The organism is Robertmurraya beringensis, from assembly GCF_042433785.1.
Lineage (GTDB): Bacteria > Bacillota > Bacilli > Bacillales > Cytobacillaceae > Robertmurraya_A > Robertmurraya_A beringensis.
The window spans coordinates 23,907-41,625 of record NZ_JBHLUU010000105.1; the positions used below are offsets into that span (position 1 = coordinate 23,907).

19 protein-coding genes and 1 pseudogene are annotated in these 17,719 nt (G+C 37.7%); 6 read left to right on the top strand and 14 right to left on the bottom strand.

The window, feature by feature from the left end:
- Window positions 1–106: 106 nt before the first annotated feature.
- The 3 genes and pseudogenes from ACFFHF_RS14925 to ACFFHF_RS14935 all read right to left on the bottom strand — a co-directional run.
- Entirely contained in the window at window positions 107–895 is a 789-nt protein-coding gene (locus ACFFHF_RS14925) for a transporter substrate-binding domain-containing protein (RefSeq protein WP_160546727.1), read from the bottom strand.
- Window positions 896–940: 45 nt separating this feature from the next.
- Window positions 941–1,663, bottom strand: a complete 723-nt coding sequence (locus tag ACFFHF_RS14930) for an amino acid ABC transporter ATP-binding protein (RefSeq protein ID WP_377058493.1) — start codon at window positions 1,661–1,663, stop codon at window positions 941–943.
- Window positions 1,656–2,184 (bottom strand): annotated as a pseudogene (locus ACFFHF_RS14935) (amino acid ABC transporter permease); the annotation flags it as partial. The gene ACFFHF_RS14930 and the pseudogene ACFFHF_RS14935, both read right to left, overlap by 8 nt.
- A gap of 90 nt (window positions 2,185–2,274) precedes the next feature.
- Between ACFFHF_RS14935 and ACFFHF_RS14940 the strand changes: the two are divergent.
- Window positions 2,275–2,991: a UTRA domain-containing protein gene (locus ACFFHF_RS14940; protein ID WP_160546728.1), complete on the top strand. Its 717-nt coding sequence runs from the start codon at window positions 2,275–2,277 to the stop codon at window positions 2,989–2,991.
- A 73-nt stretch (window positions 2,992–3,064) separates the two neighbouring features.
- Here the strand turns inward: ACFFHF_RS14940 and ACFFHF_RS14945 are convergent, their stop codons facing one another.
- The 3 genes from ACFFHF_RS14945 to ACFFHF_RS14955 form a co-directional block, all read right to left on the bottom strand.
- Window positions 3,065–4,303, bottom strand: coding sequence for an ATP-binding protein (locus tag ACFFHF_RS14945; protein ID WP_377058494.1), 1,239 nt, complete (start codon window positions 4,301–4,303; stop codon window positions 3,065–3,067).
- Between the two features lie 169 nt (window positions 4,304–4,472).
- Window positions 4,473–5,222 carry a twin-arginine translocase subunit TatC gene (gene tatC / locus ACFFHF_RS14950; RefSeq protein ID WP_160546730.1) on the bottom strand — a complete coding sequence of 250 codons (750 nt, stop codon included), beginning with the start codon at window positions 5,220–5,222 and terminating at the stop codon, window positions 4,473–4,475.
- Between the two features lie 75 nt (window positions 5,223–5,297).
- A complete protein-coding gene (locus ACFFHF_RS14955; RefSeq protein ID WP_160546731.1) occupies window positions 5,298–5,483 on the bottom strand; it encodes a twin-arginine translocase TatA/TatE family subunit in 186 nt (61 codons plus the stop codon).
- Window positions 5,484–5,648: 165 nt separating this feature from the next.
- On the opposite strand from ACFFHF_RS14955, the gene ACFFHF_RS14960 reads away from it, so the two are divergent.
- On the top strand, window positions 5,649–6,842 hold the full coding sequence (locus ACFFHF_RS14960; RefSeq protein WP_377058495.1) for an alkaline phosphatase PhoX: 1,194 nt from the start codon (window positions 5,649–5,651) through the stop codon (window positions 6,840–6,842).
- A gap of 61 nt (window positions 6,843–6,903) precedes the next feature.
- On the opposite strand, the gene ACFFHF_RS14965 is transcribed toward ACFFHF_RS14960, so the two are convergent.
- The 3 genes from ACFFHF_RS14965 to ACFFHF_RS14975 form a co-directional block, all read right to left on the bottom strand.
- Window positions 6,904–9,015 carry a transglycosylase domain-containing protein gene (locus tag ACFFHF_RS14965; RefSeq protein WP_377058501.1) on the bottom strand — a complete coding sequence of 704 codons (2,112 nt, stop codon included), beginning with the start codon at window positions 9,013–9,015 and terminating at the stop codon, window positions 6,904–6,906.
- Between the two features lie 185 nt (window positions 9,016–9,200).
- Complete coding sequence (locus ACFFHF_RS14970) at window positions 9,201–9,341, bottom strand: hypothetical protein (protein WP_160546732.1); 141 nt, start codon at window positions 9,339–9,341, stop codon at window positions 9,201–9,203.
- A 236-nt stretch (window positions 9,342–9,577) separates the two neighbouring features.
- The gene (locus ACFFHF_RS14975; protein ID WP_377058496.1) at window positions 9,578–10,729 is read right to left on the bottom strand and encodes an MFS transporter; all 1,152 of its coding nucleotides are present in this window, start codon (window positions 10,727–10,729) and stop codon (window positions 9,578–9,580) included.
- An 83-nt stretch (window positions 10,730–10,812) separates the two neighbouring features.
- Here ACFFHF_RS14975 and yeiL point away from each other — a divergent pair, with 83 nt between their 5' ends.
- Both yeiL and ACFFHF_RS14985 read left to right on the top strand, forming a co-directional pair.
- Complete coding sequence (gene yeiL, locus ACFFHF_RS14980) at window positions 10,813–11,469, top strand: transcriptional regulator YeiL (RefSeq protein WP_377058497.1); 657 nt, start codon at window positions 10,813–10,815, stop codon at window positions 11,467–11,469.
- 100 nt (window positions 11,470–11,569) lie between these two features.
- Entirely contained in the window at window positions 11,570–12,043 is a 474-nt protein-coding gene (locus ACFFHF_RS14985) for a hypothetical protein (RefSeq protein WP_160546735.1), read from the top strand.
- Between the two features lie 71 nt (window positions 12,044–12,114).
- Here ACFFHF_RS14985 and ACFFHF_RS14990 read toward each other — a convergent pair whose 3' ends face one another.
- A complete protein-coding gene (locus ACFFHF_RS14990; protein ID WP_160546736.1) occupies window positions 12,115–12,492 on the bottom strand; it encodes a VOC family protein in 378 nt (125 codons plus the stop codon).
- A 108-nt stretch (window positions 12,493–12,600) separates the two neighbouring features.
- On the bottom strand, window positions 12,601–13,419 hold the full coding sequence (locus ACFFHF_RS14995) for a VOC family protein (protein WP_377058498.1): 819 nt from the start codon (window positions 13,417–13,419) through the stop codon (window positions 12,601–12,603).
- A 223-nt stretch (window positions 13,420–13,642) separates the two neighbouring features.
- Between ACFFHF_RS14995 and ACFFHF_RS15000 the strand changes: the two genes are divergently transcribed.
- Window positions 13,643–13,843, top strand: coding sequence for an aspartyl-phosphate phosphatase Spo0E family protein (locus ACFFHF_RS15000; protein WP_160546738.1), 201 nt, complete (start codon window positions 13,643–13,645; stop codon window positions 13,841–13,843).
- A 71-nt stretch (window positions 13,844–13,914) separates the two neighbouring features.
- On the opposite strand, the gene ACFFHF_RS15005 is transcribed toward ACFFHF_RS15000, so the two are convergent.
- The 3 genes from ACFFHF_RS15005 to ACFFHF_RS15015 form a co-directional block, all read right to left on the bottom strand.
- The gene (locus tag ACFFHF_RS15005) at window positions 13,915–15,621 is read right to left on the bottom strand and encodes a methyl-accepting chemotaxis protein (RefSeq protein WP_377058499.1); all 1,707 of its coding nucleotides are present in this window, start codon (window positions 15,619–15,621) and stop codon (window positions 13,915–13,917) included.
- A 229-nt stretch (window positions 15,622–15,850) separates the two neighbouring features.
- A complete protein-coding gene (locus tag ACFFHF_RS15010) occupies window positions 15,851–16,495 on the bottom strand; it encodes a pentapeptide repeat-containing protein (RefSeq protein WP_160546740.1) in 645 nt (214 codons plus the stop codon).
- A gap of 170 nt (window positions 16,496–16,665) precedes the next feature.
- Complete coding sequence (locus ACFFHF_RS15015; protein WP_160546741.1) at window positions 16,666–17,187, bottom strand: hotdog domain-containing protein; 522 nt, start codon at window positions 17,185–17,187, stop codon at window positions 16,666–16,668.
- 165 nt (window positions 17,188–17,352) lie between these two features.
- Between ACFFHF_RS15015 and ACFFHF_RS15020 the strand changes: the two genes are divergently transcribed.
- Window positions 17,353–17,595, top strand: a complete 243-nt coding sequence (locus ACFFHF_RS15020) for a hypothetical protein (RefSeq protein WP_160546742.1) — start codon at window positions 17,353–17,355, stop codon at window positions 17,593–17,595.
- Window positions 17,596–17,719 lie beyond the last annotated feature (124 nt).

Consider the following 17,719-nt stretch of genomic DNA (forward strand, 5'->3'; position numbering starts at 1 on the left):
TTCGTCCCTCACTCGACTAGTTAACATAATATAATTATAGTCAAATAAAAAAACTGACTTCAAAATCAGGACATACTCGATTTTGAAGCCAGTCTCATTTCCCTATTTACTCAACAAACCATTTCACAACCAGTTCATCGATTTCCCCGCTATCCATCATTTCCTTTAAAGCCGTGTTAAATTCTTCTGTTAACTCGCTTCCCTTTGGAAAAGCAATGGCTGTACCAGGTGTTTCTCCATTGGGAACGGAGATCGTTTTGAGATTATCGTTTGTGCTCATATACCCAATCGCAACGGCTTCTTCCATAATCACCGCGTCAAATCGCTTCGATTTTAGTTCTTGTATTAAGTCAGGCGTGCGGTCACGTGTTTCAAGGGTAAAATCCACCGTGTCATTTAATTCTTTTGCTACTTCTTCTTGGAAGGAATTCACTTGAGTTCCAAGAACTTTCCCACTTAAATCATCTGCATTTGTGATCTTGCTATCTTCTTCAAATAATAAAACCAAATCGGAACGGTAGTAGCTGTCAGTAAAATCAACATTTTGTTTTCGTTCTGCGGTTGGCGCCATGCCTGACATAACGAAATCAACTTTCCCGGCCTGTAGGGCAGCGATTAATCCGCTAAAATCCATATCTTTAATTTCGACTTCATACCCCAATTTCTCAGCTAACGCATGAATAATATCCACATCAAAACCAATAATTTCTTCGCTTTTTGCTGTATCAATGTATTCAAATGGCGGGAAATCAGCTGACGTTCCCATTACTAATACCTTTTTCTCCTCTGTTTCATCCTGTTCTTCACTTCCAGACGTTGAAGGATTTGACGTTCCACATGCAACCAATATACTCATCACTAACACCAACATAAATACTGAATAAAACTTTTTCATTGTTAAACCCCTCTTCTCTACTGAAGAAGTACAGGACGAATATTTTTATAGCATTTTTTCTAAAAATTCCTTTGCCCGGTTGCTCTTTGGCGAGGAGAAAAACTCTGCTGGTGGTGAATCTTCTACTAATCTACCATCATCCAAAAATAACACCCGATCCGCTACCTCACGTGCAAATCCCATTTCATGGGTAACGATTGCCATGGTCATTCCTGTTTGTACAAGGGATTTCATCACATCTAGCACTTCCTTCACCATCTCTGGATCGAGTGCGGAGGTAGGTTCATCAAAAAGCATCACTTCGGGTGACATCGCTAGTGCTCTCGCGATAGCTACACGTTGTTTTTGACCGCCTGATAAACGATTTGGATATTCGGCTGCTTTTTCCGCTAAACCTACCTTACTTAGGAGGTTTAAGCCAATTTTTTCAGCCTCTTCCTTAGTCATCCCTTTTACGGTCATTGGTGCATACGTTAGATTTTCTAAAACGGTTTTATGTGGAAACAAGTGGAAATACTGAAAGACCATTCCAATATTCTGTCTAATACTCATAATATCTACTTTGTGATCGGTTACCTCTGTTTGCCGGTACCAAATTTCCCCCTTTGTTGGTGTTTCTAGTAGATTCATACACCGAAGAAATGCCGACTTTCCAGATCCTGAGGGTCCAATAATGGCCACCACTTCGCCTTCTTTAATTTCTGTTGAAATGCCCTTTAATACCGTATTTCTTCCAAACGATTTTTCGAGGTCCGTTACTTTAATCACTTTTTCTCATTCTCCTCTCGATCGCTTTTCCAAGAATCGTAAGAACCATGACCAAAATGTAATAAATGATCCCCGCAATCAGAAGTGGCTCAAAATAACGATACGTTTGGCCACCGACGATATACGCTCGTCTCATCACATCCATCGCACCAATCACTGTTACGACTGCAGATTCCTTTGTAAGAGTAATAAACTCATTCATTAGTGCGGGCAAGATGTTCTTCATTGCCTGCGGGAGGATGATATCCTTCATCATAGGACGGTACGGGATTCCAAGAGCAAGAGATGCCTCACTTTGTCCTTTATCAACAGCCAAAATTCCTGCGCGAATAATCTCAGAAATATAAGCGGCTGAGTTCATTCCAAATGCGATAACTGCTGCAGGAAAGGCCGTGATTTCAAACCCTATGATCTGTGGCAATCCGTAGTAAATAATCAATAATTGTAGAACCATCGGCAAACCAACGTAACAGCCGAAACTTACTGATTTTAAATAAAGTTAGGATAATCCCAAGTGTAAATAAGACAAATGAGTGGCACTCCACAGGGTAAGATGATACAATACGTTTTACAAATACAGCGTATACATTTTTATAAAGAAGGTGAAATAAATGCTTAGCCAGGAGAACAAGATTCCACTGTATCTTCAATTAAAGGAATCCATTCGTAGTGAGATTGTCAATAAGAAGCTGAAGTCTGGAGAAAAAATCCCCACAGAAGTGGAATTGAGCGAGAAATATGATATTAGTAGAGTCACCGTGAGAAAAGCGATTACCGAATTAGTTGAAGAAGGCTACCTGATTAAAAAACAAGGAAAAGGAACCTTTGTTAGCAAACCGAAAATCGAAAGAAAGATCGTCCATTTCATTAGTTTTTCAGCAGCCTGTGAAGCAAACGGGGTAAAAGCGAGCAGCAAGGTGATCAAACGAGAAATTCTTCAACCGGAACCGGAAGTCATTCAATTGCTTCAGTTGGAACCTGATGATCTTGTCGTCTATATTCAACGTGTCAGATATGCAGGAGAAAATCCATTAATGCTAGAAAACAACTACTTCCCTTATAACAAATATAAATTCTTATTAAATGAAAACTTAGATGGCTCCCTTTATCAAACATTAAAAGAAAAACACCATATTCACCCTTCTAATCCTGGTGAAACATCGTTAGAAATTGTCCGTGCACTAGAGGAAGAAGCGCAGTTGTTAGAAGTACCTTCCGGTGAGCCTTTGTTTTTAATGAAAACGGTCATTTTTGATCAAAATCACGAACCTGTTCATATCGGAAACCAGCTCATCGTTGGGGAAGGATATAAATTTACGTTTAGTTAAAAAAACCCGAATAGCTCTCCACTTCGTACAAGTGGAAACTATTCGGGTTTTATGTTTGCTTGATAATTTTTTATTATACTGATGGAAATTGAATCGTAAACCTCGTCCCTTTTCCTTGTTTGCTTCTTACCGATATCGTACCCTTCATCGAATGGACAATTTTGTAACAAAGAGACAGCCCGACTCCCGTTCCTTTATCTTTTGTCGAATAAAAAGGGGTACCGAGATATTTCAGTTGTGTTTCTGACATGCCTTGACCATTATCTTCAATCTCTACTATTACATATTTTCCATTTTGATAAGCACTAACCATTATTTCGCCTTTTTCTCCAATCGCTTCTATGCTGTTTTTAAGAAGGTTTACAAAAACTTGCTTGATTTCTGAACTGTCCCCTTTGATTAACAGTCTATCTTCTAATGAAGAAACGATGGAAATGGTTTGAAGATTCGTAAATGACCTCATCAGTTCGATAATATTTTCTAAGTCCGCCTTTAAGTTGAGAATTTTCAAGTCGGTCGTAGCTGGCTTAGCTAAGGACAGGTACTCAGATAAGATGACCTGTGAGTGATCTAATTCTTCCATTGAAATATGTATGTATCTTCTTTGAGACTCTGTTAAATTTTTATCATCACTCATAAGCTGTAGAAAGCCTCGAACAGCGGTCATCGGATTTCTTACCTCATGCGCTACTGATGCGGCAAGCTGACCAACCACATCGAACTTTTCTGCCCGTTGCACTTTAAGCTCTAATTCCATCTGCTTGTTCATATTTTCAAAAATAAACATTGCTGACAATAAAGTTAGCCAAGTGATGAAAGAAAAGGTAAAAACGATTCCTATTTCCTGAGAGTGATTCGTATAAACCAGCAAAATTCCTCTCGTAATAGTTATAAGTCCATAAAGAGTACTAATTAAAAAGATCTTTTTAAAATCACTATATGTACGAAATTTCTTTGCTACAAGAATAAGTAATCCACTTATAATTCCAAAATTTATCACTGTTATTAATGGGGGATCATCATTAAAAATGATTTTATAAACAACGGTAATACCGATAATCAATAATCCACATGGATTGCTTCCATATAGAAAAGCAATAATGATAGGAACCATTTTTAAATCAAAATAAAATGTATCATAATAATTAATTGAAAATGTTAGGGTTAGCAAAAGAGAGATGGTTAGAACCAATACAAGCATTGGTTTAAACCGTTGTCTAGACCCTTTTTTCTGAAATAACAAATGGTACGTCCAAATAGGAAAAAGCACCATTAACACTTGATTTAAAATGAGTTCTATTCCATGAAGCATGGAGCCCGTCCCCCTGTAAAATACTTGCCATACAATAATATTTTTTCTCTATCATTTATTCGCTAAAAATCTTCTAATTCCTTTATCCGACAAAAAAAGCCAATAAATTTGTTTAAATAAAAAAGAGCAATCACTAAGATTGCTCCTCCAACGGTTTCTATGTTATTTGCTAGCTCACTTCGCTATAAGCCTCCGCCTCCTCTTTCGCCTCATCCTTTAACTTCTTTTTGTAAACAATTTTGGAAAGAGATAAACTCACTTCATAAAGCACAAGCAACGGAATGATGACCAGAAAATCTGAAACAAAATCCGGTGGTGTGATAAGAATGGATACCACGATAAGCACAAAATACGAGATCTTTCTCGCTTTTACTAGTCTCATTGGATTAAGAATTCCTAATCTTGTTAAAAACAAGACGACCAGTGGCATTTCAAACAGAAAGCCAAAGGGCAATGTAAGATTGATTAAGAAGCTAAAGTATTTCTCAGCTGTAAACATGGTCTGAAATTGTCCCTCAGAAAGCCCCATCAAAAACCCTAATACGATTGGAAACAAAACAAAGTACCCGAAACTGATTCCTAAAATAAATAATAGAAAAAAGCCAGGGATAAATCGGAGTGTTACCTCCCTTTCCTTCTTATGTAATGCGGGTGTGACAAACCTCCACACTTGATAAGCCGCTACAGGAATGGTAAATGCAAAAGCACATACACCTGATAACATCATATACACCCACAAAATATCGCTCGGCCCAAGTACGGCAAGCTTTTCATCTAGGTCCCTTATTAACCAATTATATAAGTCATTCACAAAAATAAAAGCTCCCGTAAGGAAAATCATGAAGGCACCTAATGTGATGATGATTCGTTTCCGAAGCTCTTCTAAATGCTCTACTAAATGGACATCCCTGTTTTGCATCTGTTTGCCCCCTCTTATTCGTTCCATAAAATAAGATGTAAGTAGGAATAACCACTTACATCTTACAAATTCCTTTTAATTTATTTTTTCCTCTTTTTTCACAGGTGCATCATCTGATACTAACTCTCGCGTGGATTTTTTAAACTCTTTTAACGTGGAACCCACTGCTCGGCCAAGTTCAGGCAGCTTTGAGGGACCAAAAATAATTAATGCAATCACAAGCAAAAGGATTAAGCCAGGTACTCCTATATTTTGAAACAATCGAAAAACCTCCTTATTCACTAGTATTTGTTATTAATAGTTTTGATAATAGGCGAGGGAAAAACCAAAACCAATGAAGCTACTGTAAAAAAGTGTTAAGAAATTATTAATAGTGAAAATAGAATTCACCTCTCCCCAACAGCACTTTAGGAAATAGGTAAGCCAATGACTAACGGTACAGCGATTCCAGGAGCTTTTGATGGAATGGCCGCTTTCGAAGGACCGAACAATACTACTGTTCTTGTTCGTAACCATGAATTAGGGACAAGTGCCACCAACCCAGTTATTGGAACAAACCCTTATAGCTCTGCAGCTGTAGGTGGTACAACGACACTTATCATTAATAATGCTAGAAACGTAGTAAAAGAATATGTCAGTTCTTCAGGTACGATCCGAAATTGTGCAGGGGGAGCCACTCTTTGGGGAACTTGGTTAACTTGTGAAGAAACACGCTCCTCCACACATGGATATGTATTCGAAGTTGATCCATTAGATCCAGAAAATGAACTGTCAAGAACACCAATCAAGGACATGGGCCGTTTCTCTCATGAAGCTTGTGCAATCGATCCAGCGACAAGGTATGTGTACTTGACTGAAGATGCAAGCCCAAGCTATTTATACCGCTTCATTCCAAATGACACGAGTAAAAAACCAGGTGCCTTGCAAAAAGGCGGTAAGTTATACGCTGCTGCTATTGAAGAAATTGCTTCTCCAAAAGCAAGTACCTTTAAAACAGGACAAACGATTGGAATTGTGTGGAAGGAATTGAATCCTGATTTATGTCGTGAGGATGCAAAAGCACAAGGTTGTATCGAATTTAAAAAGCTAGAAGGAGCCTTTTTCCAAGCCGGTGTGTTCTGGTTTGATGACAGCTCGGCTGGCGAGAAAAACCTTTGTCGTATTTACCGCTACATACCTGCTACCAATTCATTGGAGCTATTCTATGAAGCAACCGATCGAGAACTAATGGAGTCACCCGATAATATTTGCATGACACCTTGGGGAGATTTATGGTTTGCAGAGGATGGATCCGGAAACGACCGTATCATGGGGATTACACCAGAAGGAAACATCTATCCTTTTGCGAATAACCGTTTAAGTGGCTCAGAATTAGCTGGTCCGATATTCTCACCTGATGGCAAAACACTCTTTGTTAATATTCAAACACCAGGTAAGACGTTTGCGATTTGGGGACCATTCGCTCGCAGCAACTCCGCACGTGCGAGAGAAATGTCTTATTCTTCTCCTGGAAAGCTGTTTGCACCAAATGTGTCAGATAAACTAAAGTCATTCGCTGAAAATCAAGGGATCTCTGTTCTTGAAGCAGCTGCTTTTGAGCGTCATGGAGTGAAAATTTAAGAAAAATAGGAAAAGGCACCTACTGTGAAGTGACACAGTAGATGCCTTTTTCCTAAAAACTCTAATCATCATTCTTACCTTTTTTCTTTTCTTTCTCTCGTTCTTTTTGTTCCTTTTCTCTTTCCTTTTCTCTTTCTCTTTCCTCTTTTTCTCTCTCCTTCTCGTCGTCTTCGTTTTCATCCTCCTCGTCTTCATGTTCTTCGTTTTCTTCCTCTTCTTCCTCTTTTTCTTCTTCGTCTTCTTCCTCTTCTTTTCTCGCATCAAGATACTTTCTTTCTATAGAAGAAAGGTCAAATTCTTTTTCGGTGAACACTGAGGAGGACCGACTAAATATTTCTTTAAATAAAATCGTAACGGTGGAACTGCTTGATGTGGTTAGAAAATGATTTTCATCAGTTTGATCGTACCCCATCCAAACCGCTCCTACCATTTCAGGAGAATACCCGACAAACCAGTGATCCTTTGTTCCAGCCTCGTTAGCAAATGGAAGTTCGGTCGTTCCAGTTTTTCCAGCGATATCCCACCCACTTACCTTCACATTTTTTCCTGTCCCTTCTTCAACGACCCCTTTTAACATATACGTCATTTTCTCAGAAACCTCAGGGTCCGTCACCTTGATCGCATGATTTTTCCATTGTGCGATCACTTTTCCTTCTGCATCTTCAATACGGGTAATTGAATGGGCATTTATTCGTACCCCTTTGTTAGCGAATGTAGAATAGGCCTGTGCCATTGTTAAAGGGGAGACCCCTTTGTGTAAGCCGCCCAGAGTCATACCAGCTGTTTGGTCTTCTTCCGTCAATGGTATACCAAAGCGTTCTACGGCATTTACCCCATATTTCACCCCCATTTTCTGCAAAAGCCAGACGGGTGGCACATTATAAGAGTGAACCAAGGCATCATACATCGTTACCTCTCCACGGAATCGTTTGTCATAATTCAATGGCTGATATCCATTAATATCGATCGGACGATCTTGAAGCTTATCAAATATGTCATATCCTTGTTCAAGGGCAGGGGTATATGCAGCTAATGGTTTCATCGTAGAGCCTGGCTGACGCTCCAATTGAGTCGCACGGTTAAACCCTCTAAATACATGTTCCCCTCGGCCTCCCACAAGGGCCGTAATTCCTCCAGTCGCTGGGTCAATAAAAGCTGCCCCACTTTGAAGCAACTGATCAGACGTACTTTCAGGAAATAAGCTATTATCGTTATACACTTCCTCGGCCGCGTTCTGAATGACTGGATTTAGTTCTGTATAAATTCTCAAACCACCTGACAAAATTTCGTTCTCGGTTAGTTCATATTGTTCAATCGCTTCTGCAATGATATGGTCGACATAATAAGGATATTTCCCTTTATATCCATCGATCTTTTTCCCTTCTAGAACGATGGGCTGTTCTTTTGCTTGTTTTCGTTCCGCTTCCGTAATATAACCTTCTTTTTCCATTAGTGATAAAACAAGATCTCTTCGTTCCACCGAACCTTCCATCTCTTTAAAAGGAGACAAGATGGACGGTGCTTTAATTAATCCTGCAATCATGGCCGATTCCCCAAGAGTTAATGCGCTAACATCCTTTCCAAAGTACATCTGGGCAGCACGTTGGATTCCCCATGCCCCTTCACCGAAGTAAATTTGGTTTAAGTACCCTTCCATGATTTCATCTTTCGAATACTTTTGTTCTATTCTTTTAGTAATAATAAGTTCCTTAAACTTTCTCGTATATGTCCGTTCGTGTGTTAAAAAAGCATTCTTAGCCAGCTGCTGCGTTAGTGTACTACCACCAGCAACAACTTCTCCGCTCAAGGTGTTTTTTATCAATGCCTTCGCAATGGCAAAATAGTTAATTCCGTCATGCTTATAAAACCTCTGGTCCTCTGTTGCAATTACCGCATGTACAACGTCTTCCGGAATTTTCTCTATACTTACCCCTTCAATATTAGAAGAGGCAATTTTACTTGCGACCTCTCCCCTTTGATCAAAAATGATAGTTGGTTGTGGTGCAGGTTCTTCTAACTTGCTCACGTCTGTTGTCCAAATTAGGATATTAAAAACTATAAAGAAAACAAGAGCCACACCAATAGCGGCTGCTAGAATCTTCATTTTTACACTCTTTGAAGTAAAGGCATTCCAAGAAAACTTTGATGACCTTCTTTGTTGTCGTCTTTCCATTCTTCCCACGTCATTTTCCCCCACTATTTAAACATAAAAAGTCTCCACTTGTTTTACTACCCGTTTTTATTAGAAGTAATGCACTGAATCATTATAAATAATAAAACTTCACGTTCAAACGTTTTTTCAATAAATAGGGCGTTCATCCTAGTGGATAAACGCCCTACTTTAATGGTCTACCTTTATTAACTATTGTCTGACTTCTTTGTTTCATTCTCTTCAACTGCATTTTCTAACCCATAACCCGTTGAACTAATCTCTAGCTTTTCTTCATTTTCTGCTTTCATTTGATGAATACTTTTGTACTCACTGTTTTCTTTTTCCATATGGACCCTCCCGAAACTTAATATGTTTATATGGTGCGCCATGAGAAAAACTTTATGACATAATAGGAGAGAAATCAGAAGAATTGCGTCATAACAAAAGGTTTATGACGTGAGAGACCAAAAAACAGAAACGTACGCGTCATAAGAAACGTTTATATCTCGAAAGCAACATTTGCAATTTCTTAATCTAATAAAAAGAGCATGAACTATAGTCCTATGCTCTCTTCAAACCTATTTTAAAAATTATACCGCCTTCTTGACCCAATAATAACAAGAATCGCTGGAATGGTACAAATAATCATTCCTAAAAAGGCAAGCTTCGGGGAAATCTCATACAAGAATCCACCTAACAGTGTTAATACAGCCGTGCTCAAGCTTAAAGCAATCGCGGAATAAATTCCTTGAGCATTTGGAATCTGTTCTTTTGGTAGATTCTTAGTGATATAAGTAATAAACGCGTAATGTGCCACTCCAAAGGACAATGCATGTAAACCTTGAGAGAGGATAAATACCCAGATATTGGGGAACAAAAACAAAAGGATCCATCTTAAAGTCGAACCTACTGCCGCTAGCAATAATAAGGAGGAAGTATTCCATTTTTGAAACAAGGAATCGGCTTTCATAAAGTAGAAGATTTCAAAAATGACCGCTATGTTAATAATCAAACCGATATAATATTGATTCACTTGTAAGTCTTGTAAATAAATATATCCATAGTTGTAATAAGAAGCATGTGCTCCTTGTAACAACACAACAATGAGTAATACAATCGGAAAGCTTTTTACTTCTAATAATTTCTGGACAGATAATGCCCCTTTTCGATTTTGTTTCGATGGTGCCTCTAATAAAATCGTAGGCGTTGGTAAAAAACACATAAATAGCATGAAACCAAGACCGACAAACATACTCCATAATATAGCTTGCTCTCCCCACTGCCCTGTTAACATACTAATGATAAAAACGGAAACGACAAACCCAATCGATCCGTATTTTCGACTTTTCCCATAATGTACTCCATGATGACTCACCAACACTGCCGCAGCACTTTCGACAGCAGGCAGGAGTGTCGGATAAACAGCACTAAATAGGATCGTTACAACGAATAAGGTTGTAAACGAAGAAGATGGAATATAAAGAATAGTCGCAATGAGTGAGATAACCGTCAAACTCAGAATCACCTTATGAGCACTTAAAAATCTTGACGCAAAAGGAAAAGCGAACAGCGTGGAAAGTCCTCTTGCCACTAATCCTATTCCCATAATTAGACTTGCTTCAGTAACACTTAATCCCTTATCTTGTACGAGCCATCCTGTCCAATAGGGTAAAAATGCACCCCATGTAATAAAAAATACAAAGAAATTTCGTGAAAGCCAATGTTGAATATTCATTTTCATACCTCCGTGATTCTTGCATCATATCATGAACACTCATACAATAATATGAGATATCTCATATTTTTTCGGAGGAATTCATGCAATTTTTAGTTGAACCTTTACGCAATTACTATCTTACAAGATACCCAATCGAATCCCTGTTCTCCTTTCCTATTACACCCTATATTCAAGTATGTCAGTTTGAACGTGGAGAATTTATTTTCCAAGAAGGCTCCTATCCTGAGTATTTATACTATCTGGTTGAAGGCAAAGCAAAGCTCTATGTGACCCACGAAAATGGGAAAGTATCACTGATCAATTTTTTGCAAGCCCCTACTTTTATGGGAGAAATTGAACTTTTAAATGAAGAACGTATATCCAAAGCGATCCAAACCGTTACGAAAGTTACTTGTCTTGCCATTCCCATTCAGGCCTTTAAAGAGAAGTTGCTCACGGACGCTACTTTTTTAAGGCATTTATGCATTTTTCTCAGTCAAAAAGCAACAACCATATCAGCGAAGTACACCGAAAATCAAGTATATCCGTTAATTAACCGGCTGGCTGCTTTTATACTTGTTTCAGCTGATCATGATTTTTACAAAGAAAAACACACCGAAGTCTGTGAATACTTAGGTGTGTCATACCGTCATTTATTGCATGTATTTGCAAAGCTAGGCGAAGAAGGAACGATAAAGAAACATTCTCGCGGGTTTCTAATTGTCGATCGATCTCGGCTGCAACAATTAGCTAAATAATTCGATCAGATCTACTTAATTACTTTTTCATACACACCACTACATATTACCTATAAATTAGGAAAATATATTGGTAAAGACTGTAGTAGGTGGTAGAATCATGAACCCAAATTTTGACATTGTAAAAGGAATATGGTATCCGATCACATTAAGTATTGTACTTATCCTCATTTTTCTTTTCATGCCAAAAAAATTAAATAAAACTGAAATATATACCACATTTGGCGTGATAGGCTATGTGGTTTGGATGGTTAATATAACAATAGCGGCACCGTTTGATATTTTTGACATCGGTACGAAACGAGATGGATTACCCGAGCTGTTATTATATGGGTTAATTCCTTCTCTTATTGCCATCATTTTTCTAAATCTTTTCGAAGCTACCAAACGTAAAAAAGCGTTAATCATCTTTTTTATCATTCTGTCAACTGTACTGGAGTGGATCGCTCACAAAACGGGAATTATGACATCTGATATATGGAAGTTTTACTATTCTATTCCTGTATTTGTATTCGTTTTCTTCGTAGGATTACCTTGGCATTTAAAGTTTATTAGAACAAATCATCTGAAGTAAGAGATCTATGAAATCAAAAAAGAGGATCTTTGCCCTCAATGAGCAAAGTCCTCTTTTCTTAACCCAGGGCCCTATTCTTTCTCCATTACCGCAAAATAATTTCCTTCATCATCTGCAAAGTTAAAGACTTTTCCAAAAGGCATATTGACTAATTCTCCAACTGTAACGTTTTTATTCGATAAATCGTTATAAAAATCTTCAAGATTTTCGGTAAAAAACATTAAAGAAGGTGTACCCAAATTCAATTCAGGCGACATTTTCGCTACAAATTCCTTGTTATGTAAAATGATACTTGTCTCTGCGTCCTTTGGAGCCACCTCAATCCATCTAAAACCTTGACCGTTATCTTCTTCAGAAACGACCTGAAACCCTACTTTTTCTGTCCAAAAAGCTTTTGCCTCATCTTGGTTAGTAACATACAACATGATTTGACCAACTTTGTTAATCATTCATCTCTACCCTTTTAGATGGAATTAGGACTTTCACTACCTATATAATTATAACGCTTCCACTAAAAAAATTAATACTTTTGTCGAGAAAAAAAGATTTTCATACGGTCATTTATAGGACCACACATTAATACGATTGTTATCCGGATCATAAAAATGAAAACCACCCCAACCATTTATTGGGTCACCAGCCATATCAGAAGGTTCCAATCCATTTTTTATCAGCCGATGATATTCATCGAAAACAAACTCAGGCCGAATGTCGTAATAGGTTCTTGCTCGATTATCATTGGGTTTTGTAACAGTGTCCTGACTTTTCAAAAGCCAAATATGATCCCAAAAACATTCGTTTAATACGTTTCTATCATAGGCATCCTCTGTCTTGAGGTGAGCAAAACCTCTCCCCTCATCTATTTCCTCAATCACAAACCCAAGATGCTCTGTATACCAGGAGGCTGAAAATTTGGGATCCTTCACATGAATAATGACATTCACCGTGCCAAAACCAAGCACTCCTGATGGAGGATACTCCCTTTCGTCCTCTCCTTTGTTTTCCTCTACTAACGTTAATCTTGTGTTGTCGAATGCTACGATATCACAATATCTTTGTCCGCTCGGAAGCTGCTTTATAGCCGAAGCTTCTATCTTTCTATCTTCTAAGTAAGAAAGGGTTTGCTCCAGATGATATGTGGCAAATCCGAGCCTCACGTTTCCTTCTGTTTCTTGTGACTGCAAGTGATCATGATCTCCCTCAAACGACTTGATTGTTATCATTCCAGCTCTAGGTAGCTTCATAAAACCTTTTCTTCCAACCCAACTAGTGATTTGATCGACACACTCCCAACCCAATACGTCCTGATACCATTGAATAGCATCCTCAAATTGATCAGGATGCACCATAATAAACCCTCCATCCCATCGATACATCTAACCACTCCCTTTGTTTGGTTTACATATTTAGGATAATGGTTCAACCTAGTTGGATGTCAACCTTTCTTTTACTTTTTATCAAAATTTCAGGTATCAAGTGACTTTTTTACAAAAAATAAACATTTTATTAAAAATGCTATCAAATATTCCCTTTTCTTTTAAAAATATGTAATAATAACATATACGACCTAGAGAAATTATAGCCATAGGAGTCATCGATATGCCGCCGATTATTTTTGAAAATGATGAAGTATACTTATATATTAAAATTGAACTTATTCGTGGCGAATTGATTTACACTGGGATGCAAGAAGGGTTTGGCAGCCAAAATACCATCCGTATCAGTCAAAGACTAGACAGTTATCTCACCATCTATCAACGTTTATTTTCCAAAAATCGCCGTACCTTTCTCTACAAATAACTGAATAATTGAAACATTGAACCCAAAAATGACTGGCCATAAGTGGCCAGTCATTTTATATGAACATTCATTTAGACCTTAAACTTACCAATTAAAACTTTTAAATCGTCTGCCAGATTAGATAATGCCGATGCAGATGTGGCGATTTCCTCCATAGATGCAAGTTGTTCCTCTGCTGAAGCTGCTACGTTCTGCGAATGCATGGATGTTTGTTCAGAAATATTGATAATTCCCGATACAGTAGCGGAAACTTCTTGAGTGCTTGCTGATATTTCTTCTGACGTTGCTGCCATATCATTAATTTGCTCTGTTAAATTACTCATAAATTCAAGGATTTCTTTAAAAGTCTCCTTAGTTTGGTTAACAATCGCTAACCCTTCTTTTACGTCGACAGAAACTTGTTCAATAGATTGGGAAGATTGGGTCATGTCCTCTTGGATAGTTTTGATTAATGTCGAAATCTGTGAAGAAGATTGCTGTGATTGTTCAGCAAGCTTTCGAACTTCATCCGCAACAACCGCGAATCCTTTTCCATGCTCCCCTGCCCTTGCCGCTTCAATAGCAGCGTTTAAAGCTAATAAGTTTGTTTGATTTGCAATTGCTGTAATGACATTTGTGATTTTCTCAATTTCCTGTGAACGATGTTCAAGCGTTTTTATTACTTCACCACTTGCGAAAACCGATTGATTAATTTCATTGATTTGATTCACCGTTTTATCAACAAACAATCCGCCCTCTTTAGCCTTTTCAGTGGCTTGTCCACTTACTTCTGAAACGATCGATGCATTATCTGCAATAGTCTGTATGCCCTTCGTGACTTCTTCTAATGCTATTGCACTCTCCTGTACACTTGATGTGGATTGTTCTGCACCATCTGCTACCTGTTGAATGGAGTCTGTAATCGTCTCTGTTGCTTTACTTGTCTGTTCTGAGCTTGCTGTTAATTCTTCCGATGAAGAAGCAAGAAGTTCAGAAGTGGAAATAACCTCATTCATCATGTCTTTAAGACTCTCTGACATTTTGTTATAGCTATCAGATAAAGTACCTAACTCATCACCTGAGTGATCTTCAACTTCCGCAGTGAAATTACCATTTCCAGCCATATCAAGTGCCTTTGTAAGATTCGAAAGTCTCTTTTTCATTTTCCATGTGAACCAATACACAGCCCCAGAGGCTAGACCGATCATTATCACCAATACAACAACGAATTTGAGTATGAAAGAAGATAAAATATTGTTAATTATCTCTTCTGAAGCACCTACATACATAATTCCGATTACTTCTCCAGAAGCATTTTCTAACGGCATATAAGCGGTTTGGTACATATTCCCTGCTACATTTGCTTCCCCATAAAAAGACTCTCCCTTTGTAATGACAGTATCAACTACTTCCGCTGAAGCCTGTGTACCAATTGCACGCTCTCCATCTAGCAATACATTGGTTGTCACACGTGTATCTTCAAGAAAAATCGTAACGGTGTCTCCCGTCTCTTCTCCAATTGTATCTACGATTTCATTATTATCATTGATCTGGGTTGTTCCCTTATAAAGCGTATTATCTTTGACTTCCCATTCTCCTGGGTATTTGTTGTCAATATATCTATAAGCGAGTCCTAAATCTCCTTTTGCTTTCTCAGTAGCAAACTCTTTAATCCCCCTTGTAATCTCTCCGTTTACTACAAATCCAATAACTAAGGATAGAATAGTGATCATTGATATAACAATTAAATTGATCTTTGTTCCTAGCTTGAGATTTATTCTTATGATGTTTTTCCCCATTGTTACTCTCTCCTGTCGTCTAATACATATATAACATCTACTATCAGTACTATCGGAATATACGAAACAATGTTTACTGTTTTGTTCAAATTTTAGACATCATTACATAATAAAAGGGAGGTTAAATTTCATTAACGCTCCTTAAGATGATCTTCTAATTTTGTTATCTGTATCAAATATGGATTTTCTTTCTACATTGCACCCATGATTATTTGCTAAATACATGAATTTACTCTTTTATCTTCAACCCTAATAACCTCGCAAACCCAATTGCTTGATTCGAAGATACCTCGCAGCCCACCAAACTTTCGGTCGACACATTGATCTGTTCAAACGTACAAGTACTAATATCAACCCCTTTAAGGATGGTATTGGTAAAATCTACATCATTCAGATCGCATCGGTTAAGAGCTACCTTAGTAAATTTAGAGTTGAAAAAGTTAGCACTTTTTAACGTTGATTGCTCGTAATTCACTTGTTTTAGACGAGTATCAGCAAAGTTACTTAAGTTCAAATCACAGTTTTCAAAAAGAACATTCCCTAAGATCGCATCAGACAAATCTAACCCTAACAATTTGCAATCTTTAAACTCCACTCGATGCAGATTTCCTCCACAAAAACGTACATTTGATAAATTACAATTCTCGAATAACACATCGGTTACATCTATATTGACAAAGGAACTGCTTATAAATGTGACGTTTCTAAAAATAACTTTTGATAGAATTAGCCTTTCGATTTCCTCATTCTCTACTTGGGAATTTACCACCGAACAGTTGACTAACTCTGCTTCTTCTTCATAAAAAACATCATGAAAATTAGCATGTGGCAAGTCGGTTGAGACTTTTGGACCATCTATTTTTATTTTTGACATACTACACCTCTAAATCTTTCAATTACCATTCATTCCCTAACCATACTAAAAAATCAAATCTTATTTAAGTCTTTATTTTTTAATTACCTGTAATTTTAGTGGAGGATTACCGTTTAAATAGCAAGGTTAGTGCAAATTTTGCACTTCAAAACAACTAGACATAATAATTATCAACCCCAAGGTACGTTCACATTGATTTTTTCCCCTAAGGTTTTACTATGTTCTCTTCGTTTCTTTCGATTGTCCGCCCTCATTGGTGCACTTTCATTCATCATGATTTCTTCTTCACTTACAGGTTTTACATAAGGCACAGTCAGTGCTTTCCCCTCTTTAGATAGGGCCACAAACGTTAGAAAGGAGGTTGCCGCTAATTGCCTTTCCCCCGTCATCAGATTCTCTGAAATCACTTTAACGAACACTTCCATAGAAGATTTCCCGACCCAAGTGACATAAGATTCCAAGCAAACTGAATGATCCTTTTGGATGGGAAATAGAAAATCAACCGAATCCGTTGATGCCGTTACAATCTCACATCGTGCATGTCTTGAGGCAGAAATCGATGCGACATCGTCGATCATGCTCATCAATTTCCCACCAAATAATGTCCCATGGTTATTGGTATCTAGTGGAAACACCCTGCTTGTCTTAATCACTCTGGACTGTGAACATGTTTTTGTTATTCTATCTGTCATCGTTCTTCCTCGCTTCTTCTTTTTGATTATTATACTCTAATTTTTGGCACGTACTATGCACTTGTTTTATTTAAAAACAATTTTCATGATCTTTACACCACATTAAAACTACCTTCATCTTTCTCAAATATAATTTTAAAAATAGAACATCAAGGAGGAGTAACCATGCGTAGTGTGAAGAATTCGGTGATAGGTAATGTGGAAGGAATTTTACGAGATTACGAGGATGGGTACAAATGGGAAGCTTTAGTAAATGAATTATCCTACAGCGATCTAAAACATCTCGTATCTTTAGCGAAAGAAGCCGAGCATTGCCAAAAAGTACTTTCTGATATTGCAACGATTGTAAGATCATCCACTGAAAAAGAAACGGTAGAAAAAATAATGATTAAGTTATCGCAATCGTAAGAAAAACCGGGCATAGCCCGGTCCTTTTCATGGTTAGAGAATATCCGATAATTTGTACTCTATGCCATGTACCCCTTTATAATACTCAGGATACATTTCACCCCCACATTTTTCACATGCAAAC

What these genes read in the sequence shown, in the direction of transcription:
- ACFFHF_RS14925 (WP_160546727.1), bottom strand. Translation starts at nt 895, where the DNA reads ATGAAAAAGTTTTATTCAGTATTTATGTTGGTGTTAGTGATGAGTATA.
- ACFFHF_RS14940 (WP_160546728.1), top strand. Translation starts at nt 2,275, where the DNA reads ATGCTTAGCCAGGAGAACAAGATTCCACTGTATCTTCAATTAAAGGAA.
- ACFFHF_RS14945 (WP_377058494.1), bottom strand. Translation starts at nt 4,303, where the DNA reads ATGCTTCATGGAATAGAACTCATTTTAAATCAAGTGTTAATGGTGCTT.
- tatC (WP_160546730.1), bottom strand. Translation starts at nt 5,222, where the DNA reads ATGCAAAACAGGGATGTCCATTTAGTAGAGCATTTAGAAGAGCTTCGG.
- ACFFHF_RS14960 (WP_377058495.1), top strand. Translation starts at nt 5,649, where the DNA reads ATGACTAACGGTACAGCGATTCCAGGAGCTTTTGATGGAATGGCCGCT.
- ACFFHF_RS14965 (WP_377058501.1), bottom strand. Translation starts at nt 9,015, where the DNA reads ATGGAAAGACGACAACAAAGAAGGTCATCAAAGTTTTCTTGGAATGCC.
- ACFFHF_RS14970 (WP_160546732.1), bottom strand. Translation starts at nt 9,341, where the DNA reads ATGGAAAAAGAAAACAGTGAGTACAAAAGTATTCATCAAATGAAAGCA.
- ACFFHF_RS14975 (WP_377058496.1), bottom strand. Translation starts at nt 10,729, where the DNA reads ATGAATATTCAACATTGGCTTTCACGAAATTTCTTTGTATTTTTTATT.
- yeiL (WP_377058497.1), top strand. Translation starts at nt 10,813, where the DNA reads ATGCAATTTTTAGTTGAACCTTTACGCAATTACTATCTTACAAGATAC.
- ACFFHF_RS14985 (WP_160546735.1), top strand. Translation starts at nt 11,570, where the DNA reads ATGAACCCAAATTTTGACATTGTAAAAGGAATATGGTATCCGATCACA.
- ACFFHF_RS14990 (WP_160546736.1), bottom strand. Translation starts at nt 12,492, where the DNA reads ATGATTAACAAAGTTGGTCAAATCATGTTGTATGTTACTAACCAAGAT.
- ACFFHF_RS14995 (WP_377058498.1), bottom strand. Translation starts at nt 13,419, where the DNA reads ATGTATCGATGGGATGGAGGGTTTATTATGGTGCATCCTGATCAATTT.
- ACFFHF_RS15000 (WP_160546738.1), top strand. Translation starts at nt 13,643, where the DNA reads ATGCCGCCGATTATTTTTGAAAATGATGAAGTATACTTATATATTAAA.
- ACFFHF_RS15005 (WP_377058499.1), bottom strand. Translation starts at nt 15,621, where the DNA reads ATGGGGAAAAACATCATAAGAATAAATCTCAAGCTAGGAACAAAGATC.
- ACFFHF_RS15010 (WP_160546740.1), bottom strand. Translation starts at nt 16,495, where the DNA reads ATGTCAAAAATAAAAATAGATGGTCCAAAAGTCTCAACCGACTTGCCA.
- ACFFHF_RS15015 (WP_160546741.1), bottom strand. Translation starts at nt 17,187, where the DNA reads ATGACAGATAGAATAACAAAAACATGTTCACAGTCCAGAGTGATTAAG.
- ACFFHF_RS15020 (WP_160546742.1), top strand. Translation starts at nt 17,353, where the DNA reads ATGCGTAGTGTGAAGAATTCGGTGATAGGTAATGTGGAAGGAATTTTA.